The sequence below is a fragment of the Euzebyella marina genome, assembly GCF_003687485.1.
Lineage (GTDB): Bacteria > Bacteroidota > Bacteroidia > Flavobacteriales > Flavobacteriaceae > Euzebyella > Euzebyella marina.
In genome coordinates this window covers 3,720,114-3,744,700 of record NZ_CP032050.1, presented here as the reverse complement: position 1 = coordinate 3,744,700, position 24,587 = coordinate 3,720,114, and the positions used below count along the sequence as shown (strand labels likewise).

Genomic DNA, 24,587 nt, shown 5'->3' with positions numbered 1-24,587 from the left:
CATTATCTTTGCGGCTCATTTAAATTAGAGCAAAATGCAAGACGGTATATACGCAAAATTCAATACCTCAAAAGGAGAAATTCTCGTTAAATTGACCCATGATAAGACCCCTGGTACGGTAGGTAACTTTGTTGCTTTGGCAGAGGGTAACCAAGATAATAAGGTGAAATCTAAAGGCGAGCCTTACTATGATGGTTTAAAATTTCATAGAGTAATTCCTGATTTTATGATTCAGGGCGGGTGTCCGTTAGGTACGGGTACGGGTGATGCCGGCTACAAATTCGATGATGAGTTTCATCCTGATCTAAAACATTCCGGCCCTGGAGTTCTTTCAATGGCTAATGCTGGTCCGGGTACTAATGGAAGCCAGTTTTTTATCACTCACGGTCCTACACCATGGTTGGATAATAAACACACCGTTTTTGGGCATGTTGAAAGTGGACAAGAAGTGGTAGATGAAGTTGCTCAGGGCGACACGATAGAATCACTTGAAATCGTTCGAGTTGGCGATGAAGCTGAAAGCTGGAACGCAGTTACGGCCTTTAAAACCTTTCAAAGCTCTAGAGAACAGCGTATTGCTGACGAGAAGGCAAGACAGGCGGCAGAATTAGATAAGGTTTCTGCCGGTTTTGATAGTACCGATAGCGGTCTTCGTTATAAAATCATTCAAAAGGGTAACGGTGCCAAAGCGGAGAAAGGTAAAACTGTATCCGTTCATTACGAAGGTTCTTTAATGAGTGGTCAAGTTTTCGATTCTTCTTACAAAAGAAACCAGCCCATAGATTTTAAACTGGGTATTGGGCAAGTTATATCTGGATGGGATGAAGGTATAGGCCTACTACAGGTTGGTGACAAGGCGAGATTTGTTATCCCTTCTGAATTAGCATATGGCAGTTCTGGGGCAGGGGGGGTAATACCACCTAATGCGCCTTTGCTTTTTGATGTTGAGTTGATGGATGTAAAGTAAACCTAACATGGTAGATATAAAAAATGCCCCAAAATATTTTGGGGCATTTTTATTTATAGTTGTTAGAGTAAAGAACTTGTTTTCGAATTAAGAAAATAGAATTTTCAAGTAGTTGCCTTTCGGCAAAACCAACTTAATAAATGATAGAAGATTTAACGGAAAAATCTCCCAATCACGATTTTTTAGCCCTGTCCGTGCTAACCAGAAACAATACGATGTTTACTATTAACAATAGAAACAGAATACCAAAGAAAGTAGCCATAGTTCGTTCAATTAATAATGAAGGGGAAATTTGCAATCTAACCAGTAGATGCATAAAGTAAGGTGGGGTTGCGTCGAAACGTAAGCAAATGTATGAAAAAGATGACTAATCCGTTGATTATCAATAAAAAACCCCAACTAAAAGTTGGGGCAAATACTGTATAAAAAGAGTTATGCGTCCTAGTCTACTACCTTTACATTAACCGCGTTCAGTCCTTTTCTACCCTGTTGTAGTTCGAATTCTACAACATCACCTTCACGAATTTCGTCGATAAGTCCTGAAATGTGTACAAAGTGATCTTCGCTTGAACCATCTTCAGTGATAAAGCCGTATCCCTTTGAATCATTGAAGAACTTAACTGTTCCTTTACTCATAATAAAAAATTAAATTAATTAAAGCGCAAATGTACTGTTATTAATTTAAATGAGTGATTTTTTGTAAGTTATATTTTAAGAGTTTATAATATTCTACCCTACAAAGGCGAAATTTTTGTAAAAAAATATTCAAGTAAGCAGGTTTTTTATCGATGATGCAATATTATCAGTATCTAAACTAATAATGGCCGATGCCATTCCCAAAATTCTAGCTGCCCAATCAATAGCTTTTTGAACAACACCTAGATTTTTATATAAGTTCTGAGTCTTTTCTGTAATTGTTCTAATGGCGTTCAGACTTTCATCAACATCGTTCATAACAAGTAGTGCCGATTTCGTATAAAGTTCAGTGGTTTGCCCTAGCAATTGGTTGTGAAGCTCTTTTAGTTCTGAGTTTTCATCTTCTGTAAGGTTATCAAAATTTTCATATCTATAATCACCTACAGCATTGGTCATGTGCAATAAATCGTCTGCGAGCTGTTTTACTTGTTCAGATGTAAGGTTTGCCATGGCTGTTAATTTAAATTGGATATTATTCTTACTGCTAAAGACAGTCTAGAGCCCAACCGGGCCAGACCACTCTTTACTTCATCGTTTTTCAAGCCCTCGACATGTTCATAAAGAAGGGTGTGCCCGGCCTTTATTTCTAATAATATTTCTGAGAAAACGTCAAGCTCTTTTTGCTGCGCTTCTATATTATTCAATGCATTAAAATAGTCTTCGGCAAATTTGGTGCGTTCGTAAGTAGAAAGGTTTTTGTTGTTTACATGGTCAAAATAAAAGTTCTTGATGCTTTGTTTTTGTACTTCAAGTTTGCCATAAATATTACCGTGAACATTCAGTTCCAAGAAGGTCAATAGTTGTTGAAATGGTTGATAGCCATCAATTACGTAGCTCTTTATTTTTTTTCTTTGGTTGATTCCTGAGAAAGTTCTCAGTAAAAGGCTAGATAGCGTTGAATATGCCTTTACATCATTTTCATTGAGCTTCAGCGAGCCATAATTACCCGTACTCAAGGTTGTCGTCAGGTCTGCCGTTTGGTATTTGGCCAATTGTTTGTCGCTTACAGCCAGCAATCCGTTTAAATATTCTAGTGAAGTGGAGTAGATGATGTTGGTGATACTGTCAGCTTTTACCTCTGGAGAACAATCACACTGTGTACTATGAATGTTGAATTTAGCGACATGTTTTAATTGACAATCTTCTTTACATATTTGATTGAAACTCTGAGGAAGTGTTTCATACGACTGAAGGGCCTCTATAGAAGTTTCAGTGAACTCGGTTACATGCTTGAGTTCATAGCATCCCATCAACATAAAAGAAGAAACAATGGTGATTATTAAATATCTAGATTTACCTGGCATAGAAGCGAATTTTCTTACTACAAGTTAATTAGAATGACAGGTTTACTCCATATTTAATTTCATTTTTTATCGGTCATCTAATTTCCTTGAAGGAAAAAGTCATTTTGGAGGGAAATAAAAAAACCTTGCAGTCGATTGCAAGGTTTTTTCAACTCAAACTTAAAATCTTTAAGCCGTAGGATCGGGTGTCATTCGTAAATATGGTTTTACTTCTTCAACACCTTTAGAGAATATGCCTTTGGCATCTTCTGTGCTGATGGCTGGACTAACTACCACATTTTCACCTTTTTTCCAGTTGGCAGGTGTGGCCACTTTATGGTATGCCGTAAGTTGAAGCGAATCAACTACACGTAAAAGCTCATAAAAGTTTCTACCTGTCGAAGCGGGATAAGTGATAATCAATTTTACCGTTTTATCAGGAGCAATTATAAAAACCGAACGTACCGTAAGATTATTATCTGCATTCGGGTGTATCATATCATAGAGATCTGAAACTTTTTTATCCTCATCTGCGATAATAGGAAAGTTCACAGTAGTATTCTGAACCTCGTTGATATCTTTGATCCACTCGGCGTGTGAACTGGCTCCATCAACACTTAATGCGAGCATCTTTACATTTCTTTTATCGAACTCGTCTTTGAACTTGGCCGCAGTACCCAATTCGGTAGTACAAACGGGGGTGAAATCTGCAGGGTGAGAAAATAGAATACCCCAACCATCACCTAAATAATCATAGAAGTTAATGGTGCCCATTGAGCTATCGGCTGTAAAATCAGGGGCCTTGTCGCCCAGTCGTATAGTTGCCATATATGTTTTGTTTTTAGATTAAAAATTAAATCCCTATAAAATTAGTAGATTAATAAGAGTTGGGCATGGTTTTATGGTTAAAAATGTATTAAAGTTTAGTACATTTAGGTTATGGATGCATCAACACTTGAAAGCTTAAAATACCCAATCGGTAAGTTCACTGTACCGGATACGATTACGACTGAAATGATTGCCGAATGGACCAAAGTTTTAGAAGAGTTGCCCGGTAAATTGAAGAATTTGGTGCAGAACTTGAACAAAGAACAGTTAGACTCCCCATACCGCCCTGGCGGGTGGACAGTAAGACAAACTGTGCACCACATGGCCGATAGCCATCATAATAGTTATATAAGATTTAAGTGGGCCTTAACCGAAGATAGGCCATTGATAAAGGCTTATGATGAAAAAGCGTGGGCCGAACTTTTCGATAGCAAGAGCGCCCCTATCGATATGTCTTTAAGTCATTTGAGTGCCGTGCACGCCAAATTGGTCTATTTGATAAAGGGGCTGTCGAATGAGGCTTTGAAGCGAGAGTTTTTACATCCTGAAGGCAATATAGCAACCAGTTTAGAAGAGAATGTAGGTAGATATGCTTGGCATAGCCAACACCATTTTGCCCACATCAAGAATTTATTGAAGAGAGAGGGCTGGTTGTAAAACTACTTTCCGATTTCTTTGAATGGTTTATTTCCACTTAATATTGCATCCGATACTCGGCTTTTGGTCAGAATCAACCTCTTTGTTTTCCAATAGTGCGTTCATGGCAGCTGTTAAATCCTTGCCTGTGACAGGAATACCGTTTCCGGGTCTAGAATCGTCAAGTTGTCCCCGATAGATCAATTTCATGGCCGAATCAAAGAGATAGAAATCTGGGGTACAGGCGGCATCATAATCTTTTGCCACTGTTTGTGTTTCGTCGTAGAGATACGGAAAGCTATAATTCTCTTGTTGGGCAGTCTCTTTCATTAAATGCGGAGCATCTTGCGGATAGTTTTCTACATCATTGCTTGATATAGCGATAAACTTAATTCCTTTTGGCTGAAATTTATTGGCAAGGTCGGCAACGGTCAAGTTAACATGTTTTACGAAGGGGCAATGGTTACAAATGAACATGATGACAGTTCCTTTTAAACCCTGTATTTTTTCAAGCTTTACGCGATTACCGGATACAGTATCAACTAGTTCGAATGTTGGGGCTTGGGTTCCTAACGGAAGCATATTACTGGGTGTTCTTGCCATGTTCTGTTTCTTTTACCGTAAAGGTAAAAAGTATTTTTCGCCAAGCTTTGCTATCTTGGTTTCAATTTTAACCAATCTACTTTGAGTAGAAACGATTCATTTTATGGAAAATCAAATTTCGTGGGGCGATTTTGCAAAAATCGACATGCGCGTAGGAACTATTATTGAGGTAAACGACTTTCCTGAGGCTAGAAACCCAGCTTATCAAATACATGTCGATTTTGGCGAGGATATAGGTGTTAAAAAGACTTCGGCGCAGATTACCGTTCGCTATTCGAAAGAAGAACTTATTGGCTGCCAGGTGATCGCCGTTGTCAATTTTCCTAAAAAGCAGATAGCCAATTTTATGAGTGAATGTCTTATATTGGGGGCCGTCAAAGGCAAAGAGGTCATACTTCTACAACCTAAGTCGAATGTTGCCAATGGCCTAAAAATTTCTTAATCTTTGAATGAAGAATTAATAGATAGCGTACTCTTAAATTTTGATTCTCGTTCTCAATGGGCACTGAACATTGTTTTGGCTTTTGTCATGTTCGGTATCGCCTTGGAAATATCTATTGACGATTTTAAAAGAGTAGTTAAAAACCCAAAAGCCATTTTTATTGGGGTGGTATGCCAATTCGTACTATTGCCTGCTCTTACCTTTTTTTTGGTCTACACCTTAGAACCGATAGCCAGTATTGCTATGGGTATGTTCATGGTGGCCGCCTGCCCGGGAGGTAACGTATCTAATTTTATAACTCATTTAGCGGGTGGAGATACGGCACTTTCAATTAGTATGACGGCTACAGCAACCTTATTGGCTGTGGTAATGACTCCCCTAAACCTCCAACTTTGGGCCAGTTTTTATGACCCGACGGCAGAGATTTTACGAGATGTTGCGGTTTCTCCTTCTGAAATGATCAGATTGGTTCTGCTACTTCTAGGCCTGCCTTTGTGTCTTGGTTTGGCCATCAATTATTGGAAAAAAGAGTGGGCCCTTAAGGTAGGTAAGGTATTGAAGATAATTTCACTGCTATTCTTTATAGCCCTTATCTTTATAGCCTTGTTCAAGAATGTCGATGTCTTTTTAGATTACGTTCTCTATGTTTTTTGGCTTGTTGTCATTCATAATTTATTAGCTTTTTTTACCGGATTTTCAATCGCTTCGTTGGCAAGACTTTCTCCTCAAGAAATAAGATCGATAACCATTGAGACTGGTATTCAAAACTCTGGCTTGGGCCTATTGTTGATTTTTTCATTTTTCAACGGTTTGGGTGGGATGGCTATTTTGGCCGCTTTTTGGGGTATTTGGCATTTAATCTCCGGATTGTCGTTAGCTGCTTTTTGGGGTTATAGACCCATTAAATCAAAAACATTGGTTTGAAAAGTTTTTGGTATTGCTTATTGAAGGCATATATGAAAATTTCGCTTCACTTTTATTTTGGGAAAATTGAGGTACATGGTCTCGAGAATATTCCAAAAAATGGAGCTGTACTTTTTTTGCCCAATCATCAAAAGGCACTGATGGATGTTCTTCTGATAGTAGTCGATTGCCAAAGAAAACCATATTTTCTAGCACGCTCCGATATTTTTCGCAAAAAGGTACTAAAAGGGTTCTTTGCTTTTTTGAGGATGATCCCTATTTATAGAATGCGAGATGGAAGAAAATCGTTGGCAAATAATGAAGTTGTTTTTAACCAATGTGCCCAATTGTTCAAAAAAGAAGAAGCTATTGTCATTTTTCCAGAAGCAAATCACAATTTAAGACGTAGGGTTCGCCCTCTTAGCAAAGGTTTCACCCGTATTGTTTTTAATTCTTTGGGGGGAAATCCCAATGGAGAAATACTTTTGGTACCCGTTGGATTGAACTATCAAGAGAAGGGTAGGTTCCCCGATAGGGTCGCGCTGTACTATGGAAAACCAATAGCCTCTTCGAGATTCTATGATGTCCATAATGCAAATGAATCTACCACCGCACTCAAACTTGCTGTTTCAGGAGAATTAAAAAAACTGACCACCCATATTGAAGATGCAAGTAATTATGAAGCCATAGAGAAGGCACTTATAAATCAAAAAGTTGACTTTTTAAATCCGAAGGAGGTAAATAATGCTATTCAACATCTAGACTTCAATACCTATTCTTCAAGTACGATTAAAAAAGGGCTCAATTTTTTTGATTTGCTTTTCAAGACACTTAATATTCTTTGGCTCTTACCGTGGTATTTTCTGGTAAAACCAAAAGTTTGGGAGCCTGAATTTTTATCGACCATGCGGTTCGCTTACGCTATGGTAGTCTATCCTTCCTATCTATTGATTTTAGGGGCCGCATTTTTCATTTTTGCTGACATATTACTTGCCATCGGGGTCATATTGGCCATTTTCACCTTTAACTTTCTATATGTTAGAACAAGATGATTTCTTAACGGTGTCAGTTGATATTACATAGAATCACCAAAGAAGATGGCATTCATTAACAACTTATTAGTACCATACCAAAAAGCCCTAAAATTGGTATTGTCTGTGAAGGCCATTACCCGCCCTTTGCCTAGTCGACCAACTTGAAAAGGTACGCTGTTCTTTAACAAAACGTAGTTTTCTTCTGAGATATACCCGCTTAAGAGGGCATTATTTGTGTACTGAATCGGGTTATTATAGCTATCTCGATGAGGTTTGATATAAATATTGGTATTTCTGAATAATGGAAGATGGTCGTTAACAAATCCGAAATTGATAGGATGCGATAAATCGAGTTTGGCTCCAAAGATAGCGCCGCCTGTTTCTTGGGCGCCATGAAAATTTTTCTTTTCGGCGAACGAAATATTCTTTACCGATAGTGAATCGGTTTTTAAATCTAAAGTCAAGAGTCCACGGTCGTTAAATAGTTTGGCAGCCGAACGATAACCTATAAGTGAACCCCCGTTTTTGACCCAGTTTTTCAATTTGCTCCAATGGGCCTTTGATAAAGTCTTTCCGCTAAGGCTTGGTATAATAATATCGGTGTATTTCTGAAGATCGGTACTGCTTAGATTTGCTACATCTAATTTTGTCAGTTGTATTTCATATCGCGTATCGAATAAGTGCCATATTTCACCGGCATCATAAGACCTTACGCCTTCACCCGTTAACAATGCTATTTTCTGTCTTTTTAGGGTCTCAAAATCATTACTGCCTAAGTCAATGCCTTGGGTTTGACCCGTACCTATGGCATCCATTTGAACAAAACTTGCTTCGGCGATAGACTTCAGCCTCTCGCGAATAGTAGCGGAGTTCAAATTTTGGTTGGCTGCGGGCACGAAAATAGTTCCGTATCCATAAGATTTACCGTTCAATTGAAACGGCTTCAAGGCTACCTTGGCTCTCAGTCCGGTTTCTAGAATAGCGTTTAGGGCCTTCGGGGTATAGTATTCGTTCCATTCGAACAAAAAACCATAAGCACCATCACCTTCTATACCTCCCTTTAAATTGGGAAGTTCCACTACCTCGTTTCCGGCATTTTGTAAGGACCTAATTTCAGTATGGTCTAGGTTGAAGGCTAAAGGAAATGACCATGCCGAAATATCATAAAAAATGCTATCGTTGAATTGGGTTCTTTTTTCGAACATAGCTTTAATGAGTCGGTGGTTCTTTTGACTCATGGGTATGATATAACTATGCCCTTTTTTATAAGTGGTGCCATTTACTCGAACGTCTCCTTTCAGTTCATGAAATTTAATTTTATGTCGATGAAGAATTTCTACTAAGTGCCAAGCTTTGGCTGCGTCTTTTTGATCGCCGAACATGATCGCCCTCGATCGGCCGATGACCGACTCAAGCCCCACTTCTTTATAGAACTGCTGTTGGTACTGTAGCAGTTTGACCCTTAGATTACTCGCTGCTTCGAGGGTAGAAAGGGCAGTGGTCATTTGGTTGCGAATGGTAAACGGAAAAGTCAAAACTCCATTTTCGGTTTCCTGCGCGTGCCCTCTTGAACTGGCCTGTTCAAAGAGAATTCCGATTCCCCCGGTAATATCCGGAAAGGTCGAGCCCTTTCCATAGAAAAAATCATCATATTGCTCTTCAGAATAATAGAGTGAGCCGATTTTATCAAGGGCCTTTGCGTGATAACTTCCTATTTCGGCAGTAAGGCTTTGATTGGTTTTAGGGGTTAATGGGTGCACTCGTGAAGGTACCCCGGGTTGAAAGAAAAATGTAGAATTAGTGCCCATCTCATGATGGTCGGTCAATATATTGGGCATCCACTCGTAAAAAGTTTCTATTCTCGCCCTGCTTTCGGGTAGTTGAACGGGCAACCAATCTCTGTTCATGTCGAACCAATAATGATTGGTTCGCCCTCCTGGCCAAGCCTCATGGTATTCTCGGTCGTTTGGATCGGTATTAGGGCTTACAGGTCTGTTGGTATTGGCCCAGTGTGCAAATCTCTGAAGGCCATCGGGGTTGAAAGAAGGATCTAGTAGAATTACGGTGTTGTTCAATATTTGCTCAATTTCAGGGCCTTCGGCGGCAGCGAGATAATAAGCGTAGGCCAACGCCGCGTTGGATCCGCTGGGTTCGTTGCCGTGAATTGAAAAACCTTGATAGATTACAACAGGCATTTCATCAACAGATTTTGACCTGCCAGAGTCTTCTGTAAGTGACATATGCTCATTTCGAATTTCTTCCAATCTACTATGATTGCCCTCAGAAGTTATGGTAAGAAGCAATAAGGGGCGACCTTCAAAGGTTTTTCCGCGATTGATTAAACTCACTCTTTCACTGGCCTTGGCAAGTGCTGTCATGTAGAAAAACAATTTGTCGTGGGTAACATGCCATTCACCTACCTCATGGCCAATAATCTCTTTAGGTTTTGGAATGTTTTTGTTATAGGTTAGGTTCTCGGGGAGGTAATAATCTAACCCTACTGTTTGTTGTGCGTTGGCAAACGTTGCAACAAGTAGAAAAGAAAGAAGGAAAAGACTTCGCATTTGAGCAGTTTTACCTATAAATGTACCCAAAACCAATCAAATGTGGCTTGGATAAATTTATGCGGAGCGGCTTTGCCCAAAAATGAAATGAAAAAAGGCCCCATTAAGAGGCCTATAATTTATGTGAAGATTTATATGTCATCGAAGCTAACATCGGTAAAGCTATCGGTTGTTTTAACCTCACCGTTGCTACTTACTTCCTCTTCTTCTTTTTTGAAATCTTTTTGATGTCGTTCAGAAATTACTTCGGTACCTTTCTCATCAATGATATAGTCCATCATTTCTTCAACGTTCTCTCTAAAGGCGGCAAAATCTTCTTTGTAAAGATAGATTTTGTGTTTTTTGTAATGGAAAGAACCATCGTCGTGTGTAAATTTTTTGCTTTCGGTGATGGTCAGATAATAATCCCCGGCTTTCGTACTTCTTACATCAAAAAAATAGGTGCGTCTCCCTGCTCTTAAAACTTTGGAATAAATCTCCTCTTGGTCCATTGCATCTTTTTCGCTCATCTCGAAATCATGTCTAGTTAATAGTTAATCTATCAAAAATGTGAAAAAAATGTCAATACGCCAAAATTTTCTAATTTTCTTTCTCGGATAGCTGGGTGGCGTAGAGTTCTTTGTAATACCCTTCTTGAGTGTTCAATTCTTCGTGCGTACCTTCTTGCAAAAGCCTACCATCTTCGAGTACGAGAATTCGGTCGGCGTTCTTTGCCGATGACACCCTATGACTTACGATTAAAGTGGTTTTATGTTTAGAGGCTTTTTTAAGGTTGTTGAGAATTTCTTCTTCTGTTTCGGTATCAACAGCTGAAAGACAATCATCAAATAAATAAATAACAGGATCCTTCAAAAGCGCCCTGGCTATGGAGACCCTTTGTTTTTGACCTCCACTTAGTGTAATACCACGCTCCCCTAACACAGTATCGTACCCCTTTGCAAAACCTTGAATGTTGGTGTGTACAACCGCATCTTTGGCAGCTTGAACAACCTCTTCATCAGAAGCGGTTTCTTTACCGAACTTGATATTGTTCTTGATGGAATCGGAAAATAAAAAGGCATCTTGCGGAACGGCCCCAACAGCATTTCTAAGACATTCGAGATTTAAATGGGTGATAGGGGTATTATCAATATAAATTTCACCCGAGCTTACGTCATATAGACGGGCGACCAAATCTAAGATGGTAGACTTACCGGACCCTGTCTTGCCTAAAATTGCAACAGTCTCCCCAGTATTTATGGCAAACGAAATGTTCTTCAAGGCCGTAATTTCAGTGTCTTCATAAGTGAAGCTTACATTTTTGAACTCAATTTTACCGGTTATGGGTGTTTCAGCGGTTACCGTATTTTGAATATCAGGGCTTTCGGTCAAAAATTCATTGATGCGTTTTTGCGAAGCCTCGGCTCGCTGGATTATCGAGGTGAGCCATCCGATGATGGCAACCGGCCAAGTTAGCATGTTCACATAAATGATAAACTCTGCGATGACACCGACCGATTCGATTTCTCCATCTAAAAATTGTTTCCCACCGATATAAATTACAAAAATATTACTGACCCCAATCAGTAAAACCATTAACGGAAAGAACCATGCATTAACACGTGCTAACGACATGCTCTTATCTTTTCCTTCGACCGCCAATAGGGCGAGGTCGTTGTTAATCTGAGGCTCAAGAGCATACGCCTTAATCACCGAAACTCCTGAAAAAACCTCTTGGGTAAAGGTCGAGAGGGTAGAGAGGTATTCTTGAACTACGGTACTGCGCTCGTGAATTACTTTACTTATTTTGTAGATAAGCACCGATAGTATAGGCAGGGGAATCAATGTGTAAGCAGCCAAGGTAGGTGCTGTTATGAACATAATGGGTACAATGCAGATGAAGAGGGTAGCGGTATTTATACCATACATGAGAGCCGGCCCGGCATACATTCTTACTTGTGAGACATCTTCACTGATACGGTTCATCAAATCACCGGTCCTATTTTTCTTGTAGAAATTTAGACTGAGCAATTGATAGTGATCGAAAACCTCATTTTTTAAGTCGTATTCGATATATCTCGAAACGTTAATAATGGTTTGGCGCATTAAAAAAGTGAAAACCCCGGAAAGTAACGCCGCACCTACAATTATAAGTATGTATTCAAGCAGTAGCGTTTTGGCTTCAGATTCGGTAACGGTGGAAGCAATAAAATCTTCAATGACCTTTATCGATTCTTTTACGTAAGAAGGCATGACCAATTGAAGTATACGTGCTACAATGGTTATGAAAAGTCCGATAAGAAGCTTTTTCCAGTATTTTTTGAAATACTTGTTGAGGTGCTTTAATTCCTTCATTGATAAGGTGGCTAGTCAGCTAAGGGGTTTTAGCAATTGGCCAAAGATAGGGCTTTAAGAGAAAAGCGAATGTTATAAAAGTTATAAGGTAGAGCAGAAATTTTTGAAATCGCGGTTTTACGGCGTCGGCCATTATAGGTCGAAAAGTGGTGGCCTAATCAATTGAATTTCATCCATAAAAAATACCTGCCGTACTTTTCAATTTTTTAATCGAATTTTTAAATGTTACCACTGGTTTTATTGCTATTTTTGTGCCCGTGAAAGCCAAAACCAACACTACAACAAAAAGTTCTTTAACATGCTAACACGTAGGCACATCAGGGTAAAGGTAATGCAATGCATTTATGCCCTGACACAGTCAAAAGATGACTCTTTGGAAAAACAGGAAAAGTTTCTTCGATATAGTATCGATAGCATGTATACTCTTTATCTGTTGATTTTAAGTTTGATGATAGAATTGCACCAGCGTGCCTCAGAACAACTCCAACTCTCTTCAAAGAAATACTTGGCAACTTCCGATGATAAATATCCTGATCAAGAGAAGTTGATCAACAATAGGCTTTTATTGCAGATTGTTAAGAATGAAGCGCTGAAATCAGAGCTTAAGAAGCGAAAGCTTAATAATTGGTATCTGAACGATGAGTATGTACGCATACTCTATAAAGATATGGTTGAGAGCGATGCCTACGTTGAATACATGAAATCGACCGAAAGCAGTTATGCCGAAGACAAAGAGTTCGTTACGACCTTGTTCAAAGACATTGTTGCGCCCAACGAAAAGATTTATGATTATTTTGAGGATGACAAACTCACCTGGGTCGATGATTTTCCGATTGTAAATACATTCATTTTAAAGCTTTTGAAAAAGGTCAAAGAGACGCATCCGCAGAGTTTCTTTTTGCCTAAGCTTTTAAAGGATGATGACGATATGCAGTTTGCAAAGAAACTGTTGACCAAGACTTTGCTTCATGATGCTCAATGGACCAAGGAAATTGAAGGTAAGACCCCTAATTGGGATAAAGACCGTATAGCTGATATTGATGGCATTCTACTAAAAATGGCTATTTGCGAACTATTGAGTTTTCCATCTATTCCTGAAAAAGTGACCATTAATGAAGCCCTCGAGATTGCCAAAGAATACTCTACTCCGAAGAGTAGTATTTTTATCAATGGAATTTTGGATAAGTTGGTAAAAGAGTACAAGTCAACAGGCAAGCTCAATAAAATAGGACGTGGTTTAATGTAAATTATGCTGTTTATGAAATGGCGAATTTGAAGTGTTTTAAACCCTTTTTCTGTCATTCATTGGATTTCTTAACGGTTCTGCCCTCTATCTTATATAATTAATTCATTAATTTTGCTGTTAAAATAAAATTATAACCATGAAAAAAGCACTTTTGACTTTAAGTGTGTTTTCCATATTGGCGTTTGTATCATGTAAGGAAAATGCATCGAGTAAGGTAAATTCGGACAATGTTGCCGAAGCGGCCCAACGTGATGAGGCCGGTAAGCAGGTTCCTGTCATGTCTTTTGAGAAAGAAGAACATGATTTCGGTACCATCGAGCAGGGTACGCCCCAAGAAACCATCTTTAAGTTTACTAACACAGGTAATGCGCCTTTAATCATCACAAGTGCTACCAGTTCTTGTGGTTGTACCGTACCGGATCCACCAAAAGAACCAATCGCTCCAGGTGATACAGGAGAGCTTTTGGTAAAATTCAACGGGTCTGGCCAGAATCAGGTTACAAAAACCATTACGGTTAATGCCAATACTGAAAAAGGTTCTGAATTGTTACGTATTAAGGCATTTGTTAATCCTAAAGATGCCGCGCCTGTCGGGCCAACATCGAAATAAATTAAGATAAAATAAAGACTATGGGCGATTTAGGCCAATTTCTTCCGATGATCTTGATTTTTGTGGTGGCATATTTTTTTATGATCCGTCCACAGATCAAACGTCAAAAAGATGAGAAGAAATTTACCGCTGAATTAAAGCGAGGTGATAGGGTAGTAACCAAAAGTGGGCTGCACGGAAAGATTATGGAGTTGAACGATAAAGATTTTTCATGCATTCTTGAAACAATGGCAGGAAAACTGAAATTTGATCGTTCGGCCATTTCTATGGAAATGAGTAAGAAGCTCAACGCACCCGAAAAGAAATAAAAATTTCTACCGATATAAAAAGGCGTCACTATTTTTAGTGACGCCTTTTTTTTGCGCTCTATTTACTTCATAAATCCTTATCTTGAACATTCAACTTAAATACAAAATGATGTACGGTAATCGAAGAAAATTTTTGAAAACAGGATCACTGGCTTTGGCCGGCTCAGGGGCTGCTTTTATGTTCCCAATGGAGCTATTGGCATCTATGAGAAAAAGGGTGGGAGCTAATGATCGAATCAATGTTGGTTTAATAGGCTGCAACGGAATGGGCTTTAGTGACCTGAGTTCAATGCTTAAACTCAATGAAATTGATGTTATTGGCCTTTGCGATGTTGACGAAAATGTATTGAAAAAAAGAACAGCTGACCTTGAAAAAGCAGGTATTAAAAAGCCTATTTGGTATAAAGATTATCGTAAACTATTAGAGAATAAAGATATTGATGTAGTAATCATTGGTACTCCCGATCACTGGCATTGCCTTCAGTTGACAGATTCTTTGCAGGCAGGTAAAGACGTTTATTGCGAGAAACCGATTGCCAATTCTGTTCAAGAAGCGAATATAATGCTTGATTATGTTGGGGCCAGTGATCGAATGGTTCAGATCGGGCAATGGCAAAGAAGCCAGCCCCATTTCGTCGACGCTATCGATTTTGTTCATTCGGGCAAGTTGGGAGAGATTCGTTTGGCCAAGGCCTGGGCTTATCAAGGTTGGATGAAACCAGTGCCTGTGGTACCCGATAGTACAGCTCCTGCTGGTGTAGATTATAAGATGTGGTTGGGTCCGGCACCGGAAAGAGCTTTTAACGCCAATCGTTTTCATTTCAATTTTCGTTGGTTTTGGGACTATGCGGGTGGCCTCATGACCGATTGGGGGGTGCATTTGATTGATTATGCCCTCTATGGTATGAAAGCTGGTACGCCCAAGTCGGTAATGGCTTTGGGAGGTAAGTTTGCTTACCCCGATGATGCCTCTGAAACACCCGATACTCTGCAGACGGTTTTCGAATATGATGGCTTTTCACTTCTATGGGAACACGCCACAGGTATAGATGGTGGAAACTATGGGAGAAATCATGGTATTGCTTTTATTGGTAATATGGGAACCTTGGTTGTAGACCGTAACGGTTGGGAGGTTATTCCGGAAGAAGAGTTTCAAGGTTGGGGTAAAGACGGAATACCAAAAATGGAAGCCATTTCAAAGGATAAAGGAAATGCCAGTGGTCTTGACCTTCATACCGCCAATTTCATCGAAGCTGTTAAAAGCAGAGATGCATCAAAACTGAACGCACCTATCAAAGTAGGCTATGATGCCGCTTTGGTGTCGCATATGGGCAATGTGGCCTTTAAAACAGGAAATAGAATTTATTGGGATGAGTCAAAAGCTGAGTTTAAGCAGACCGAAGCGAATCAATATCTAATGGCCAATTACAAAAACGGATGGAAACTGCCTATGGTGTAATATAAATTAGAATCAAAAATTAGAAACCGGTGACATATTCTTATGTCCCCGGTTTTTTTATCGGTAGGCGTCGTTAAGACCTTTTCCTTCCAAAATCATGGGTACGATTTTTTCTAGGCGCGATAACTTTGTGCTTTCCCTTTTGGCAGTTTCTATATATTCGATGTACTCTTTTCGTTTGTAAGGCGACATACTATTGAATTCCGTATTCAGCTCTGGGTGGTCATCCAAACTTTTTTGTAACAAATCAGGAATTTGTAAAGTCTCCGTTTTTGTCTTCTTAGCAGGTTTTAAAACCTTGCCGTCTCTTTGGTTTTTGATGGCCTCATTAATGTAACCGGCCACAGCATTCGAATCAATATCACTTTCTGAATAAAATTTCCAATGGCGCATTGCTTGCGTTTTTCCTTCTTGGGTATTCTCCAGAACGTTCAAAGGGTCGCTCAAAAATACTCCGTTGAAGAACCAAACCCCAAAATGGTTCTTGAACTTACCTACGGCCATGACATTCTTACCATTTAGGGTATAGGTGGGAAAACTCCATTTAAAGGTTTCTTCAAGCTCTGATTTAAGTGCAAGTTCTCGAAGAAGGGCTACGGCCGATTTAAAAGGGTGTTCTTCTTCATAAAACCGTTCAATCTTTTCAGCTTTTTCCATTGCGATTGAAATAAATTTAGTTTCTACCGTGAGTAGCTACAAGTTCGCAAATTTTTACGATTACATCAACCGCCTTTTTCATACTCTCTACAGGTATATATTCATATTTACCATGAAAGTTATGCCCGCCAGCAAAAATATTGGGGCAAGGTAACCCCTTGTAACTCAATTGAGAGCCATCAGTACCTCCCCTAATAGGTTTTATTATAGGGGTTACACCTACGGCTTCCATAGCCAATTGAGCTATCTCTACAATATGAAAAACAGGCTCTACTTTTTCCCTCATATTAAAGTATTGGTCGTTGATTTCGAGATCAATGCAATTGCCGTACATCGAGTTCAATTGAAGAGCGATATCTCTTAAAAGTTGCTTTCTTTTTTCAAAAAGTGTCTGGTCATGGTCCCTTATGATCAATTCAAAGGTGGCCAACTCGATTTCGCCCTTGATATGGTGTACATGAAAAAAACCTTCTCTACCTTCGGTGTTTTGTGGGGTTTCTTCAGGAGGAAGGATACCTAAAAATTCATTGGCAATACTGATGGCATTCACCATTTTATTTTTGGCGTACCCTGGGTGCACACTTTTACCTTTAATCGTAACTTTAGCCTTAGCGGCATTAAAATTCTCGTATTCGAGTTCCCCAATTTGACTACCATCCATGGTGTAGGCCCAGTCCGCACCAAATTTATCGACATCAAACAGATGGGCACCCCTGCCGATTTCTTCATCGGGCGTGAAGCCTATTCTAATTTTACCGTGTTTGATTTCAGGGTGGTTGATAAGATATTCCATCGCGGTAACAATCTCGGTAATTCCCGCTTTATCATCCGCTCCAAGCAATGTAGAGCCGTCTGTTGTAATAAGGGTCTGTCCCTTATATTGTTTTAGGTCTTCAAAATAATCGGGAGAGAGAACGATTTGATCGATAGCATTTAGAACAATGTCTTTTCCATCATAATTCTCGATTATTTGCGGATTAACGTCAGTTCCTGAAAAGTCAGGAGAAGTATCGAAATGCGAAATGAAGCCGATGGTAGGCACTTCTTCATTGATATTACTGGGCAAAGTAGCCATGATATAGGCATTGTCGTCTATGGTCACATCCTCCATACCAATATTCTCAAGTTCTTCTACCAATAAATCGGCGAGATACCATTGTTTTTCGGTGCTTGGAGTTGTTTTAGATTCCGGGTCGCTCTGTGTATCTATTTGCACGTAACCCAAAAAACGATCAATAATTTGTTGCATGTACGATAGTTTAAATAAAACTGAAAAATAGTAGATAGTCTTGCGAATGTGTCATATTTCTTATACTGAAAGGTATAAAATCTGACTAAAATCACATCTTTTTAATTAACTTGCCGTTAACATAACTTAAACACATCTATATGAAACAGCTAAAATTCACATTGTTTTTACTGTGCTTTGTAACATTCGGATTGGTGAATGCGCAAATTACAGGAACCGTCGTAGATGACGACGGAGCACCGTTACCGGGGGCTTCGGTAGTGGTCAAAGGTACAACAACGGGATCAACTACCGACTTCGACGGAATTTTTTCGCTAGATGCCGAGGTGGGCGATACCTTGGTCGTCTCGTATATCGGATTTGAAACTAAAGAGGTCTCTGCCCAACCCAATATGAGCATAACACTGACTTCGGGAGTGTCTTTATCGGAAGTTGTTATTGTCGGTTCTCGTAACCCCAATAGAACAGCTACCGAAAGCACCGTGCCAGTTGACGTTATCGATATGAAAGAACTTAATAACGTGGCACCGCAGGTGAACTTAAACCAGATATTGAACTACGTTGCGCCATCGTTCACTTCTAATACCCAAACTATTTCAGATGGTACCGACCATATTGATCCGGCTTCTTTAAGAGGATTGGGACCTGATCAGGTTTTGGTGCTTATTAATGGAAAGAGGCGTCATACTTCATCGCTTATTAACGTAAACGGAACTTTTGGTAGAGGTAGTGTGGGTACCGATTTAAACGCCATTCCTGCTTCCGCCATACAGCGAATAGAAGTGTTGCGTGATGGTGCTGCGGCCCAGTACGGTTCTGATGCCATTGCCGGGGTAATCAATATTGTTTTAAATAAATCGGTAAATGAGTTGAACACTACAATAACTACAGGAGCCAATTTTTCAAAAAATGCCAACGACCAAACCGGAGGTGTTGACGGGGAGACCACGAATGTAGCGGCCAGTTACGGCCTTGCTTTGGGCGAAAATGGCGGATACCTAAATTTCTCAGGTGATTTTGATGTTCGTGAAGATTATAGCAGAATGAAAGAATGGGAAGGCGGGATATTCAATCAATATAATGTAGTTGAGCGCTTTGCCAATAACGATGGATATGATTTATCAGCATTGCTGGATGATGATGTAACCGATGTTATTCAATATGCCAACCAAGCTGGTATAAATTTGAACGGCGCTACTACCAAAGAAGAATTGAGACCTATTCTTTCTCAAGATGCAACTGAGTCTGAATTGGCAGCTAGAAACCAGCAACGAAGTGATTACAATATGAGGGTAGGGCAATCAGCTTTAAGAGGAGGTCGACTGTTCGCCAATTTCGCCCTGCCGTTAGATGAAAACGGAACAGAGGTATATTCGTTTGCGGGCATTAGCTCAAGAACCGGTAATTCAGCAGGGTTCTATCGCTTACCCAATCAAAGTAGAACGTACACACCCGCTTATATCAATGGTTTTTTACCAGAAATCAATTCTACTATAAAGGATCAATCGCTTTCCGTTGGTATACGAGGAAAGGTAAATGAGTGGAATGTCGATTTAAGCAATACTTACGGCAAAAACTCATTTCTATACACCATTGGCAACACTTTCAATGCATCAATGCAAAATGCATCCCCTACATTTTTTGATGCTGGAGGGTTCTCTTTTGCCCAAAACACTTCGAACCTTGATGTTAACCGCTTCTTTGATGATGTAATGTCTGGTCTTAACGTTGCTTTTGGAGCGGAGTATAGGGTTGAAAACTATGATATCGTAGCTGGTGAAGAGGCTTCTTACGCCCAGTATACGGCTGCTGGCCAAAGAATCACCTTGGCATCGCAGCAGCCATCTGAAGATTTCTTTGGTAGTGCAAGACCAGGTGGATCTCAGGTGTTTCCTGGTTTTAGTCCTACCAATGAATTGTCGAGAGGAAGAAATAGTGTGGCGGGTTATATCGATTTAGAGGCTGATTTCACTGACAAGTTTTTGGCAAGTTTTGCTACGCGCTTTGAAAATTACAGCGATTTTGGCTCAACAATCAACTTTAAGCTTGCTACCCGTTATAAGGTATCTGATAATTTAAATGTTAGAGGTGCTGCCAGTACTGGTTTTAGGGCTCCATCATTGCATCAAATTAATTTCAACTCGACATCGACCATTTTCGACCAAAATGGTAACCCTCAAGAAGTTGGCACGTTTGCGAATGATAGTCGTGCTGCCAATCTTTTAGGTATTCCTGAATTAAAAGAGGAAACTTCTAAAAGTGTGAGTCTAGGACTTACCGCAAAAATACCGGATGCTAATTTGACGGTTACCGTAGACGGTTATTATGTCGAAATCAATGATAGGGTTGTATATACTGGTCAATTCTCAGGTCCTGGAACCGGCACTGAATTAGATAACCTCTTAAGGCAAGCAAACGCTACCGCGGCATCATTCTTTGCCAATGCCATCAATACCGAGTCAAGAGGTCTAGATGTTGTCATTACCCATAATACCGTTTTGGGTGATCAATGGAGATTAAAATCCGATTTGGCAGGAACTTTCTCTCGAACCAACCAAATAGGTGATATCAACGCTTCTGATGTTTTGATAAATGCCGGGTTGGTTGATACTTATTTTCCGGAGGATAGTCGGGTTTATTTAGAGGAAGCGGTACCAAGAACCAAAGTAAATCTGTCCAACAGCCTTACGTCGTCGCGTTGGATCATGTTTTTGAGAAATGTATATTTTGGTGAAGTAACGGAAGCTACTACGGTGGTCGCAAATCAACAGGTGTTCGGCACTAAGTTGGTTACAGACCTTTCTATTGGTTATAAAGCTACCGACGCGCTTACCCTGACTATTGGGGCGAACAATCTGTTTGATATTTATCCGGATATGGCAGAGGCCAGTTTCGGTAACCGAAGCGATGGTCGTTTCGATTGGTCAAGAAGGGCGCAGCAATTTGGCATAGGAGGGCGTTTCTTGTTTGCCCGACTCAACTTTTCTTTAAAATAAAAAACTCCCTAAATATTAAAAAGCCTACCTCTTAGGGTAGGCTTTTTGTTTTCAATAGTTTCAAGATATAATTTTTGATTAATATTGAGGTTATATTCAAAACAAGACTTATTCGAATATGAGCTTTTTTAAATACACTTTTCTTTTGGTTATTTGCTGTATTGGCTACTTCGGCCATTCACAAGATTGTTTTTTAGGTATAGGTGGAAAAGATTCCTTGATGATCAAGAAAATTTTTCAACTCAATGAAGAACAGATTGATGAGATGAAAACACAGCAAGAGATGTTAGCCGCTGAAACAAAGATTATAGAAGGGCAAATTGAACTATTGTTGGCTGAACATCCTCAGAGTAAAGAAGAAGACTTGATTACCATGGGCACTAAATACAAAGAGTTGCAAAGCCAATTGGTGAAGGTGTCGGTAGAAGCTGATAAAAAACTTTTAGAAACCTTCAACGCAAGACAGTACGAGCGCTATCTTCAATTATGCAAAGAGGCTTACAGAAGGCCTATAAACATAACCCCAAAGGAATACGAAGTACCGGAGACTGAAGAGAATTGATTTTTGCAAAGTGAGGCCGTTCTTTCCTTTGTTAATTAAGTGCGAATAAGTTCGTATTCAGATGTAGACATGAAGGTAATTAAGTTCGTATTTTAGCCGAAACCTCTAGGCACTCTATGTACAAATCGTTTATTCGGCCCTTATTATTTAAGATGGACGCCGAAAAGGCCCATCATTTTACTTTTTCACTTGTTCGTTTTTTATCATCCATCGGCTTTACGCCCATTTTTAGAATGCTCTATAATTATGAGGATTCTAGCCTTGAAAAAGAGGTGTTTGGTATTCGATTTAAAAATCCGGTGGGGTTGGCAGCAGGTTTCGATAAAGATGCAAAACTCTACAACGAGTTTTCCAGTTTTGGGTTCGGATTCATCGAAATAGGAACCTTAACACCTAAAGGCCAACCCGGAAACCCAAAAAAGAGGCTTTTCAGACTAAAAAAAGACCAGGCTATTATCAATAGAATGGGGTTTAACAACTCCGGTGTCAATGATGCGGTCGAGCGCCTAAAGGTCAATAAAAACGTAATTATCGGAGGTAACATTGGTAAAAACAAAGTTACCCCGAACGACGAGGCCGTTAATGATTACCTTATCTGTTTTAATGCCTTGTTTGAGCATGTAGACTATTTTGTCGTTAACGTTAGCTCTCCCAACACGCCAGGGCTCAGAGAACTACAGGATAAAGAACCCTTATCCGCTTTGTTAAAAAGATTAAAGCAAGAAAATACTTTAAAGGCAAAAAATCTATCAGTAAAGGAAAAACCCATTTTACTCAAAATAGCCCCAGATTTAACGGATAACCAATTGTTGGATATTATTCAAATTGTAAAGGACACCCAAATTGATGGGGTAATTGCCACTAATACCACGATTAGTCGCGAAAACCTAAAATCAGATAAAAATTTGGTCAAAGAAACAGGTGGCTTAAGTGGTCAACCTTTAACCTCAAGAAGTACGGAAGTCATTCGGTTTTTAGCGGAAAAGAGCAATAAGGCCTTTCCGATTATTGGGGTAGGAGGTATTCATGGCCCTAAAGATGCTTTGGAAAAGCTTGAGGCCGGGGCAGATTTGATACAGCTTTACACCGGCTTTATTTATGAGGGGCCATCTTTGGTAGGTAGTATAAATAAGGCCATTAAATCCCGACTAAAAAATTAGAGGAATTAATGGCCCGTATATGCCTAAAAACGGAAGTTATTTATTCCTTACTCCAGTAATCTAACACCATAACGTCATCTAAATACGGCCCTAAAATACCCCCAAAAGCTTTGTGGTCTGGGTGTGGTAAATAAATGGCGCGGTCTGCCTCACTTTTAAAAGTAAGAAAGAAACAATGGGTGAAACCCTTGTCATGACCTTCAGGACTGTTATTGGTGCCCCATTCGTAAGAAGCAATTTGAGGTATTTTGCTGGGTAATGCGCTAAAAGCTTCCTGAACTTTGTCAATATCGGCTTGCGCTGTTCCCTCTTTGAATTTGAACATAACTACATGACGTAAAACACTGTCTTGCTCCATAGTGAAATTTATATTGTTGTTGTTTAGAGTAGAAGCCTTCATGGCAAATGTGCCATAGCCTATAAATAGAAGTACTAAAGCTAGTTTTGTTGATTTCATAATTAAAAATTTTGGGTAAGATATAAAAAACCGACCAGAACATCTTCAGAATTTAATTGGTAAGTTTATTGCGTGAATTATGAAACGCTATACGCATTTATGGGTGCTACCGCTGCCCTAGCCATTACGCCTGGTCCTGACAACATTTATGTGCTCATGCAGAGCCTAGTGAACGGTAAAAAACATGGTATCGCCACGATGGCCGGTTTAATGACAGGTTGCATTGTTCATACTACTTTATTGGCCTTTGGCGTATCTGCAATCATTAAACAAAGCGATAGCCTTTTTCTGGGGATTAAGGTTTTGGGCGCGATTTACCTTTCGTACTTGGCCTTTCAGGTTTATAAAAGCGATTCTTCGGTAGTATTATCAGGAGATACTGTTCCTCAAAAGGGCATCTGGTATTTGTTTCGACAGGGTTTTATTATGAACGTTTTGAACCCCAAGGTAACCATCTTCTTTTTGGCATTTTTTCCTGCTTTCCTTTTTAGTGATGAAATCAGTAATGTCATACAGTTCTATGTTCTAGGAGGGTTGTTTATTGCAGTCTCATCGCTTGTTTTTGGGGGTATTGCCTTGCTTTCCGGTTCAATCTCGGTATACCTAAAAGACAACACACGGGCAGGTTGGTACTTAAAATGGCTGCAAATCATAGTTTTCTTGGGTATTGCCGTGTATTTATTGATATCGGATAAATAGTGGTAATTTTGAGTAGGCGTTCGGTTTATGGAGAACAAGGTAAAAATTATTGAGTGTCCGCGAGATGCAATGCAGGGTATCAAGACGTTTATACCAACAGATGCCAAGGTAAAATACATACAATCACTTCTCAACTGCGGCTTCGATACCATAGATTTTGGAAGCTTTGTATCACCTAAGGCCATACCGCAAATGGTAGATACGGCTGAAGTATTGGGTAAGCTCGATCTTTCAAAAACGAAAAGCAAGTTACTTTCAATAGTGGCCAATCTTAGGGGTGCACAAGATGCCTGTGAACACCCTGAAATTGATTATTTAGGCTACCCGTTTTCTATTTCTGAAAACTTTCAAATGCGAAATACGCATAAAACAATTGCGGAGTCTATTGTTATTTTGGAGCAGATATTAGAGCACGCGAATAAAAACAATAAGGAAGTAGTCACATATATTTCTATGGGCTTTGGTAACCCCTACGGCGACCCTTGGGATGTTGACATAGTAGGTGAGTGGACTGAGAAATTGGCAGGAATGGGAGTTTCTATACTTTCTCTTTCAGATACTGTGGGCTCTTCGAACCCAGAGTCGATTGAATACCTTTTTTCTAACCTGATTCCCAAATACCCCCATATTGAGTTTGGGGCCCATTTGCATACCACTCCGACCAAATGGCACGAAAAGGTAGATGCAGCGTATGGTGCCGGTTGTCGCAGATTTGATGGTGCAGTTCAGGGTTTTGGTGGCTGCCCCATGGCCAAAGATGAACTTACGGGTAATATGCCCACTGAAAAGGTTCTATCTTATCTAACCGCTGAAAAGGCAGATACCGGTGTTAATTGGATGGTCTTTGAGGCTGCCTTTAATAAAGCAACTGAGTTATTCGGTAAGTATCATTAA

General features: G+C 39.7%; 25 protein-coding genes. 14 read left to right on the top strand and 11 right to left on the bottom strand.

Translation table 11 applies throughout. The annotated features are described in order from the left end of the window. The first annotated feature begins 34 nt into the window (after positions 1–34). Positions 35–967 carry a peptidylprolyl isomerase gene (locus D1013_RS16000; RefSeq protein ID WP_121849786.1) on the top strand — a complete coding sequence of 311 codons (933 nt, stop codon included), beginning with the start codon at positions 35–37 and terminating at the stop codon, positions 965–967. Positions 968–1,408: 441 nt separating this feature from the next. Here the strand turns inward: D1013_RS16000 and D1013_RS15995 are convergent, their stop codons facing one another. From D1013_RS15995 to D1013_RS15980, 4 genes are all read right to left on the bottom strand, one after another. Continuing rightward, the gene (locus D1013_RS15995) at positions 1,409–1,603 is read right to left on the bottom strand and encodes a cold-shock protein (RefSeq protein WP_121849785.1); all 195 of its coding nucleotides are present in this window, start codon (positions 1,601–1,603) and stop codon (positions 1,409–1,411) included. 129 nt (positions 1,604–1,732) lie between these two features. Beyond that, positions 1,733–2,113 carry a hypothetical protein gene (locus D1013_RS15990; RefSeq protein ID WP_121849784.1) on the bottom strand — a complete coding sequence of 127 codons (381 nt, stop codon included), beginning with the start codon at positions 2,111–2,113 and terminating at the stop codon, positions 1,733–1,735. 5 nt (positions 2,114–2,118) lie between these two features. Continuing rightward, a complete protein-coding gene (locus D1013_RS15985; RefSeq protein ID WP_162987929.1) occupies positions 2,119–2,967 on the bottom strand; it encodes a hypothetical protein in 849 nt (282 codons plus the stop codon). A gap of 168 nt (positions 2,968–3,135) precedes the next feature. Further along, on the bottom strand, positions 3,136–3,774 hold the full coding sequence (locus tag D1013_RS15980) for a peroxiredoxin (RefSeq protein WP_121849782.1): 639 nt from the start codon (positions 3,772–3,774) through the stop codon (positions 3,136–3,138). A 111-nt stretch (positions 3,775–3,885) separates the two neighbouring features. Between D1013_RS15980 and D1013_RS15975 the strand changes: the two genes are divergently transcribed. Next, a complete protein-coding gene (locus D1013_RS15975; RefSeq protein ID WP_121849781.1) occupies positions 3,886–4,431 on the top strand; it encodes a YfiT family bacillithiol transferase in 546 nt (181 codons plus the stop codon). Positions 4,432–4,458: 27 nt separating this feature from the next. On the opposite strand, the gene D1013_RS15970 is transcribed toward D1013_RS15975, so the two are convergent. Beyond that, a complete protein-coding gene (locus tag D1013_RS15970) occupies positions 4,459–5,013 on the bottom strand; it encodes a thioredoxin family protein (RefSeq protein WP_121849780.1) in 555 nt (184 codons plus the stop codon). A 103-nt stretch (positions 5,014–5,116) separates the two neighbouring features. Between D1013_RS15970 and D1013_RS15965 the strand changes: the two genes are divergently transcribed. The 3 genes from D1013_RS15965 to D1013_RS15955 are packed head-to-tail and all read left to right on the top strand — an operon-like array spanning position 5,117 to position 7,410. After that, on the top strand, positions 5,117–5,455 hold the full coding sequence (locus tag D1013_RS15965) for a tRNA-binding protein (RefSeq protein WP_121849779.1): 339 nt from the start codon (positions 5,117–5,119) through the stop codon (positions 5,453–5,455). Between the two features lie 3 nt (positions 5,456–5,458). After that, positions 5,459–6,379, top strand: a complete 921-nt coding sequence (locus D1013_RS15960) for a bile acid:sodium symporter family protein (protein WP_121849778.1) — start codon at positions 5,459–5,461, stop codon at positions 6,377–6,379. Positions 6,380–6,411: 32 nt separating this feature from the next. Next, positions 6,412–7,410: a lysophospholipid acyltransferase family protein gene (locus D1013_RS15955; RefSeq protein ID WP_121849777.1), complete on the top strand. Its 999-nt coding sequence runs from the start codon at positions 6,412–6,414 to the stop codon at positions 7,408–7,410. A 23-nt stretch (positions 7,411–7,433) separates the two neighbouring features. On the opposite strand, the gene D1013_RS15950 is transcribed toward D1013_RS15955, so the two are convergent. The 3 genes from D1013_RS15950 to D1013_RS15940 form a co-directional block, all read right to left on the bottom strand. Continuing rightward, on the bottom strand, positions 7,434–9,956 hold the full coding sequence (locus D1013_RS15950) for a M14 family metallopeptidase (protein ID WP_121850766.1): 2,523 nt from the start codon (positions 9,954–9,956) through the stop codon (positions 7,434–7,436). 131 nt (positions 9,957–10,087) lie between these two features. Further along, positions 10,088–10,465: a PUR family DNA/RNA-binding protein gene (locus D1013_RS15945; RefSeq protein WP_121849776.1), complete on the bottom strand. Its 378-nt coding sequence runs from the start codon at positions 10,463–10,465 to the stop codon at positions 10,088–10,090. A gap of 70 nt (positions 10,466–10,535) precedes the next feature. Then, positions 10,536–12,290, bottom strand: coding sequence for an ABC transporter ATP-binding protein (locus tag D1013_RS15940; RefSeq protein ID WP_121849775.1), 1,755 nt, complete (start codon positions 12,288–12,290; stop codon positions 10,536–10,538). 298 nt (positions 12,291–12,588) lie between these two features. On the opposite strand from D1013_RS15940, the gene nusB reads away from it, so the two are divergent. The 4 genes from nusB (at position 12,589) to D1013_RS15920 (ending at position 15,913) form a co-directional block, all read left to right on the top strand. Next, positions 12,589–13,536 carry a transcription antitermination factor NusB gene (gene nusB, locus D1013_RS15935; protein WP_121849774.1) on the top strand — a complete coding sequence of 316 codons (948 nt, stop codon included), beginning with the start codon at positions 12,589–12,591 and terminating at the stop codon, positions 13,534–13,536. Positions 13,537–13,672: 136 nt separating this feature from the next. Continuing rightward, positions 13,673–14,146, top strand: a complete 474-nt coding sequence (locus tag D1013_RS15930) for a DUF1573 domain-containing protein (RefSeq protein ID WP_121849773.1) — start codon at positions 13,673–13,675, stop codon at positions 14,144–14,146. Positions 14,147–14,166: 20 nt separating this feature from the next. Next, complete coding sequence (yajC, locus tag D1013_RS15925) at positions 14,167–14,454, top strand: preprotein translocase subunit YajC (protein ID WP_121849772.1); 288 nt, start codon at positions 14,167–14,169, stop codon at positions 14,452–14,454. Positions 14,455–14,563: 109 nt separating this feature from the next. After that, complete coding sequence (locus tag D1013_RS15920) at positions 14,564–15,913, top strand: Gfo/Idh/MocA family protein (RefSeq protein WP_121850765.1); 1,350 nt, start codon at positions 14,564–14,566, stop codon at positions 15,911–15,913. A 57-nt stretch (positions 15,914–15,970) separates the two neighbouring features. Here D1013_RS15920 and D1013_RS15915 read toward each other — a convergent pair whose 3' ends face one another. Further along, the gene (locus D1013_RS15915) at positions 15,971–16,570 is read right to left on the bottom strand and encodes a YdeI/OmpD-associated family protein (protein WP_121849771.1); all 600 of its coding nucleotides are present in this window, start codon (positions 16,568–16,570) and stop codon (positions 15,971–15,973) included. 16 nt (positions 16,571–16,586) lie between these two features. Beyond that, a complete protein-coding gene (gene pepT / locus D1013_RS15910) occupies positions 16,587–17,819 on the bottom strand; it encodes a peptidase T (protein ID WP_121849770.1) in 1,233 nt (410 codons plus the stop codon). A gap of 140 nt (positions 17,820–17,959) precedes the next feature. On the opposite strand from pepT, the gene D1013_RS15905 reads away from it, so the two are divergent. The 3 genes from D1013_RS15905 (at position 17,960) to D1013_RS15895 (ending at position 22,537) form a co-directional block, all read left to right on the top strand. Then, positions 17,960–20,815 (top strand): TonB-dependent receptor, encoded by a 2,856-nt coding sequence (locus tag D1013_RS15905; RefSeq protein WP_121849769.1) that lies wholly within the window; start codon positions 17,960–17,962, stop codon positions 20,813–20,815. Positions 20,816–20,933: 118 nt separating this feature from the next. Further along, positions 20,934–21,377: a hypothetical protein gene (locus D1013_RS15900; RefSeq protein WP_121849768.1), complete on the top strand. Its 444-nt coding sequence runs from the start codon at positions 20,934–20,936 to the stop codon at positions 21,375–21,377. Between the two features lie 116 nt (positions 21,378–21,493). Continuing rightward, the gene (locus D1013_RS15895; RefSeq protein WP_121849767.1) at positions 21,494–22,537 is read left to right on the top strand and encodes a quinone-dependent dihydroorotate dehydrogenase; all 1,044 of its coding nucleotides are present in this window, start codon (positions 21,494–21,496) and stop codon (positions 22,535–22,537) included. A gap of 40 nt (positions 22,538–22,577) precedes the next feature. Here the strand turns inward: D1013_RS15895 and D1013_RS15890 are convergent, their stop codons facing one another. After that, a complete protein-coding gene (locus D1013_RS15890) occupies positions 22,578–22,994 on the bottom strand; it encodes a Dabb family protein (RefSeq protein WP_121849766.1) in 417 nt (138 codons plus the stop codon). A gap of 72 nt (positions 22,995–23,066) precedes the next feature. Between D1013_RS15890 and D1013_RS15885 the strand changes: the two genes are divergently transcribed. Together D1013_RS15885 and D1013_RS15880 are read left to right on the top strand one after the other, a co-directional pair. Continuing rightward, positions 23,067–23,693 carry a LysE family translocator gene (locus D1013_RS15885; RefSeq protein ID WP_121849765.1) on the top strand — a complete coding sequence of 209 codons (627 nt, stop codon included), beginning with the start codon at positions 23,067–23,069 and terminating at the stop codon, positions 23,691–23,693. Between the two features lie 27 nt (positions 23,694–23,720). Next, positions 23,721–24,587, top strand: coding sequence for a hydroxymethylglutaryl-CoA lyase (locus D1013_RS15880; protein WP_121849764.1), 867 nt, complete (start codon positions 23,721–23,723; stop codon positions 24,585–24,587).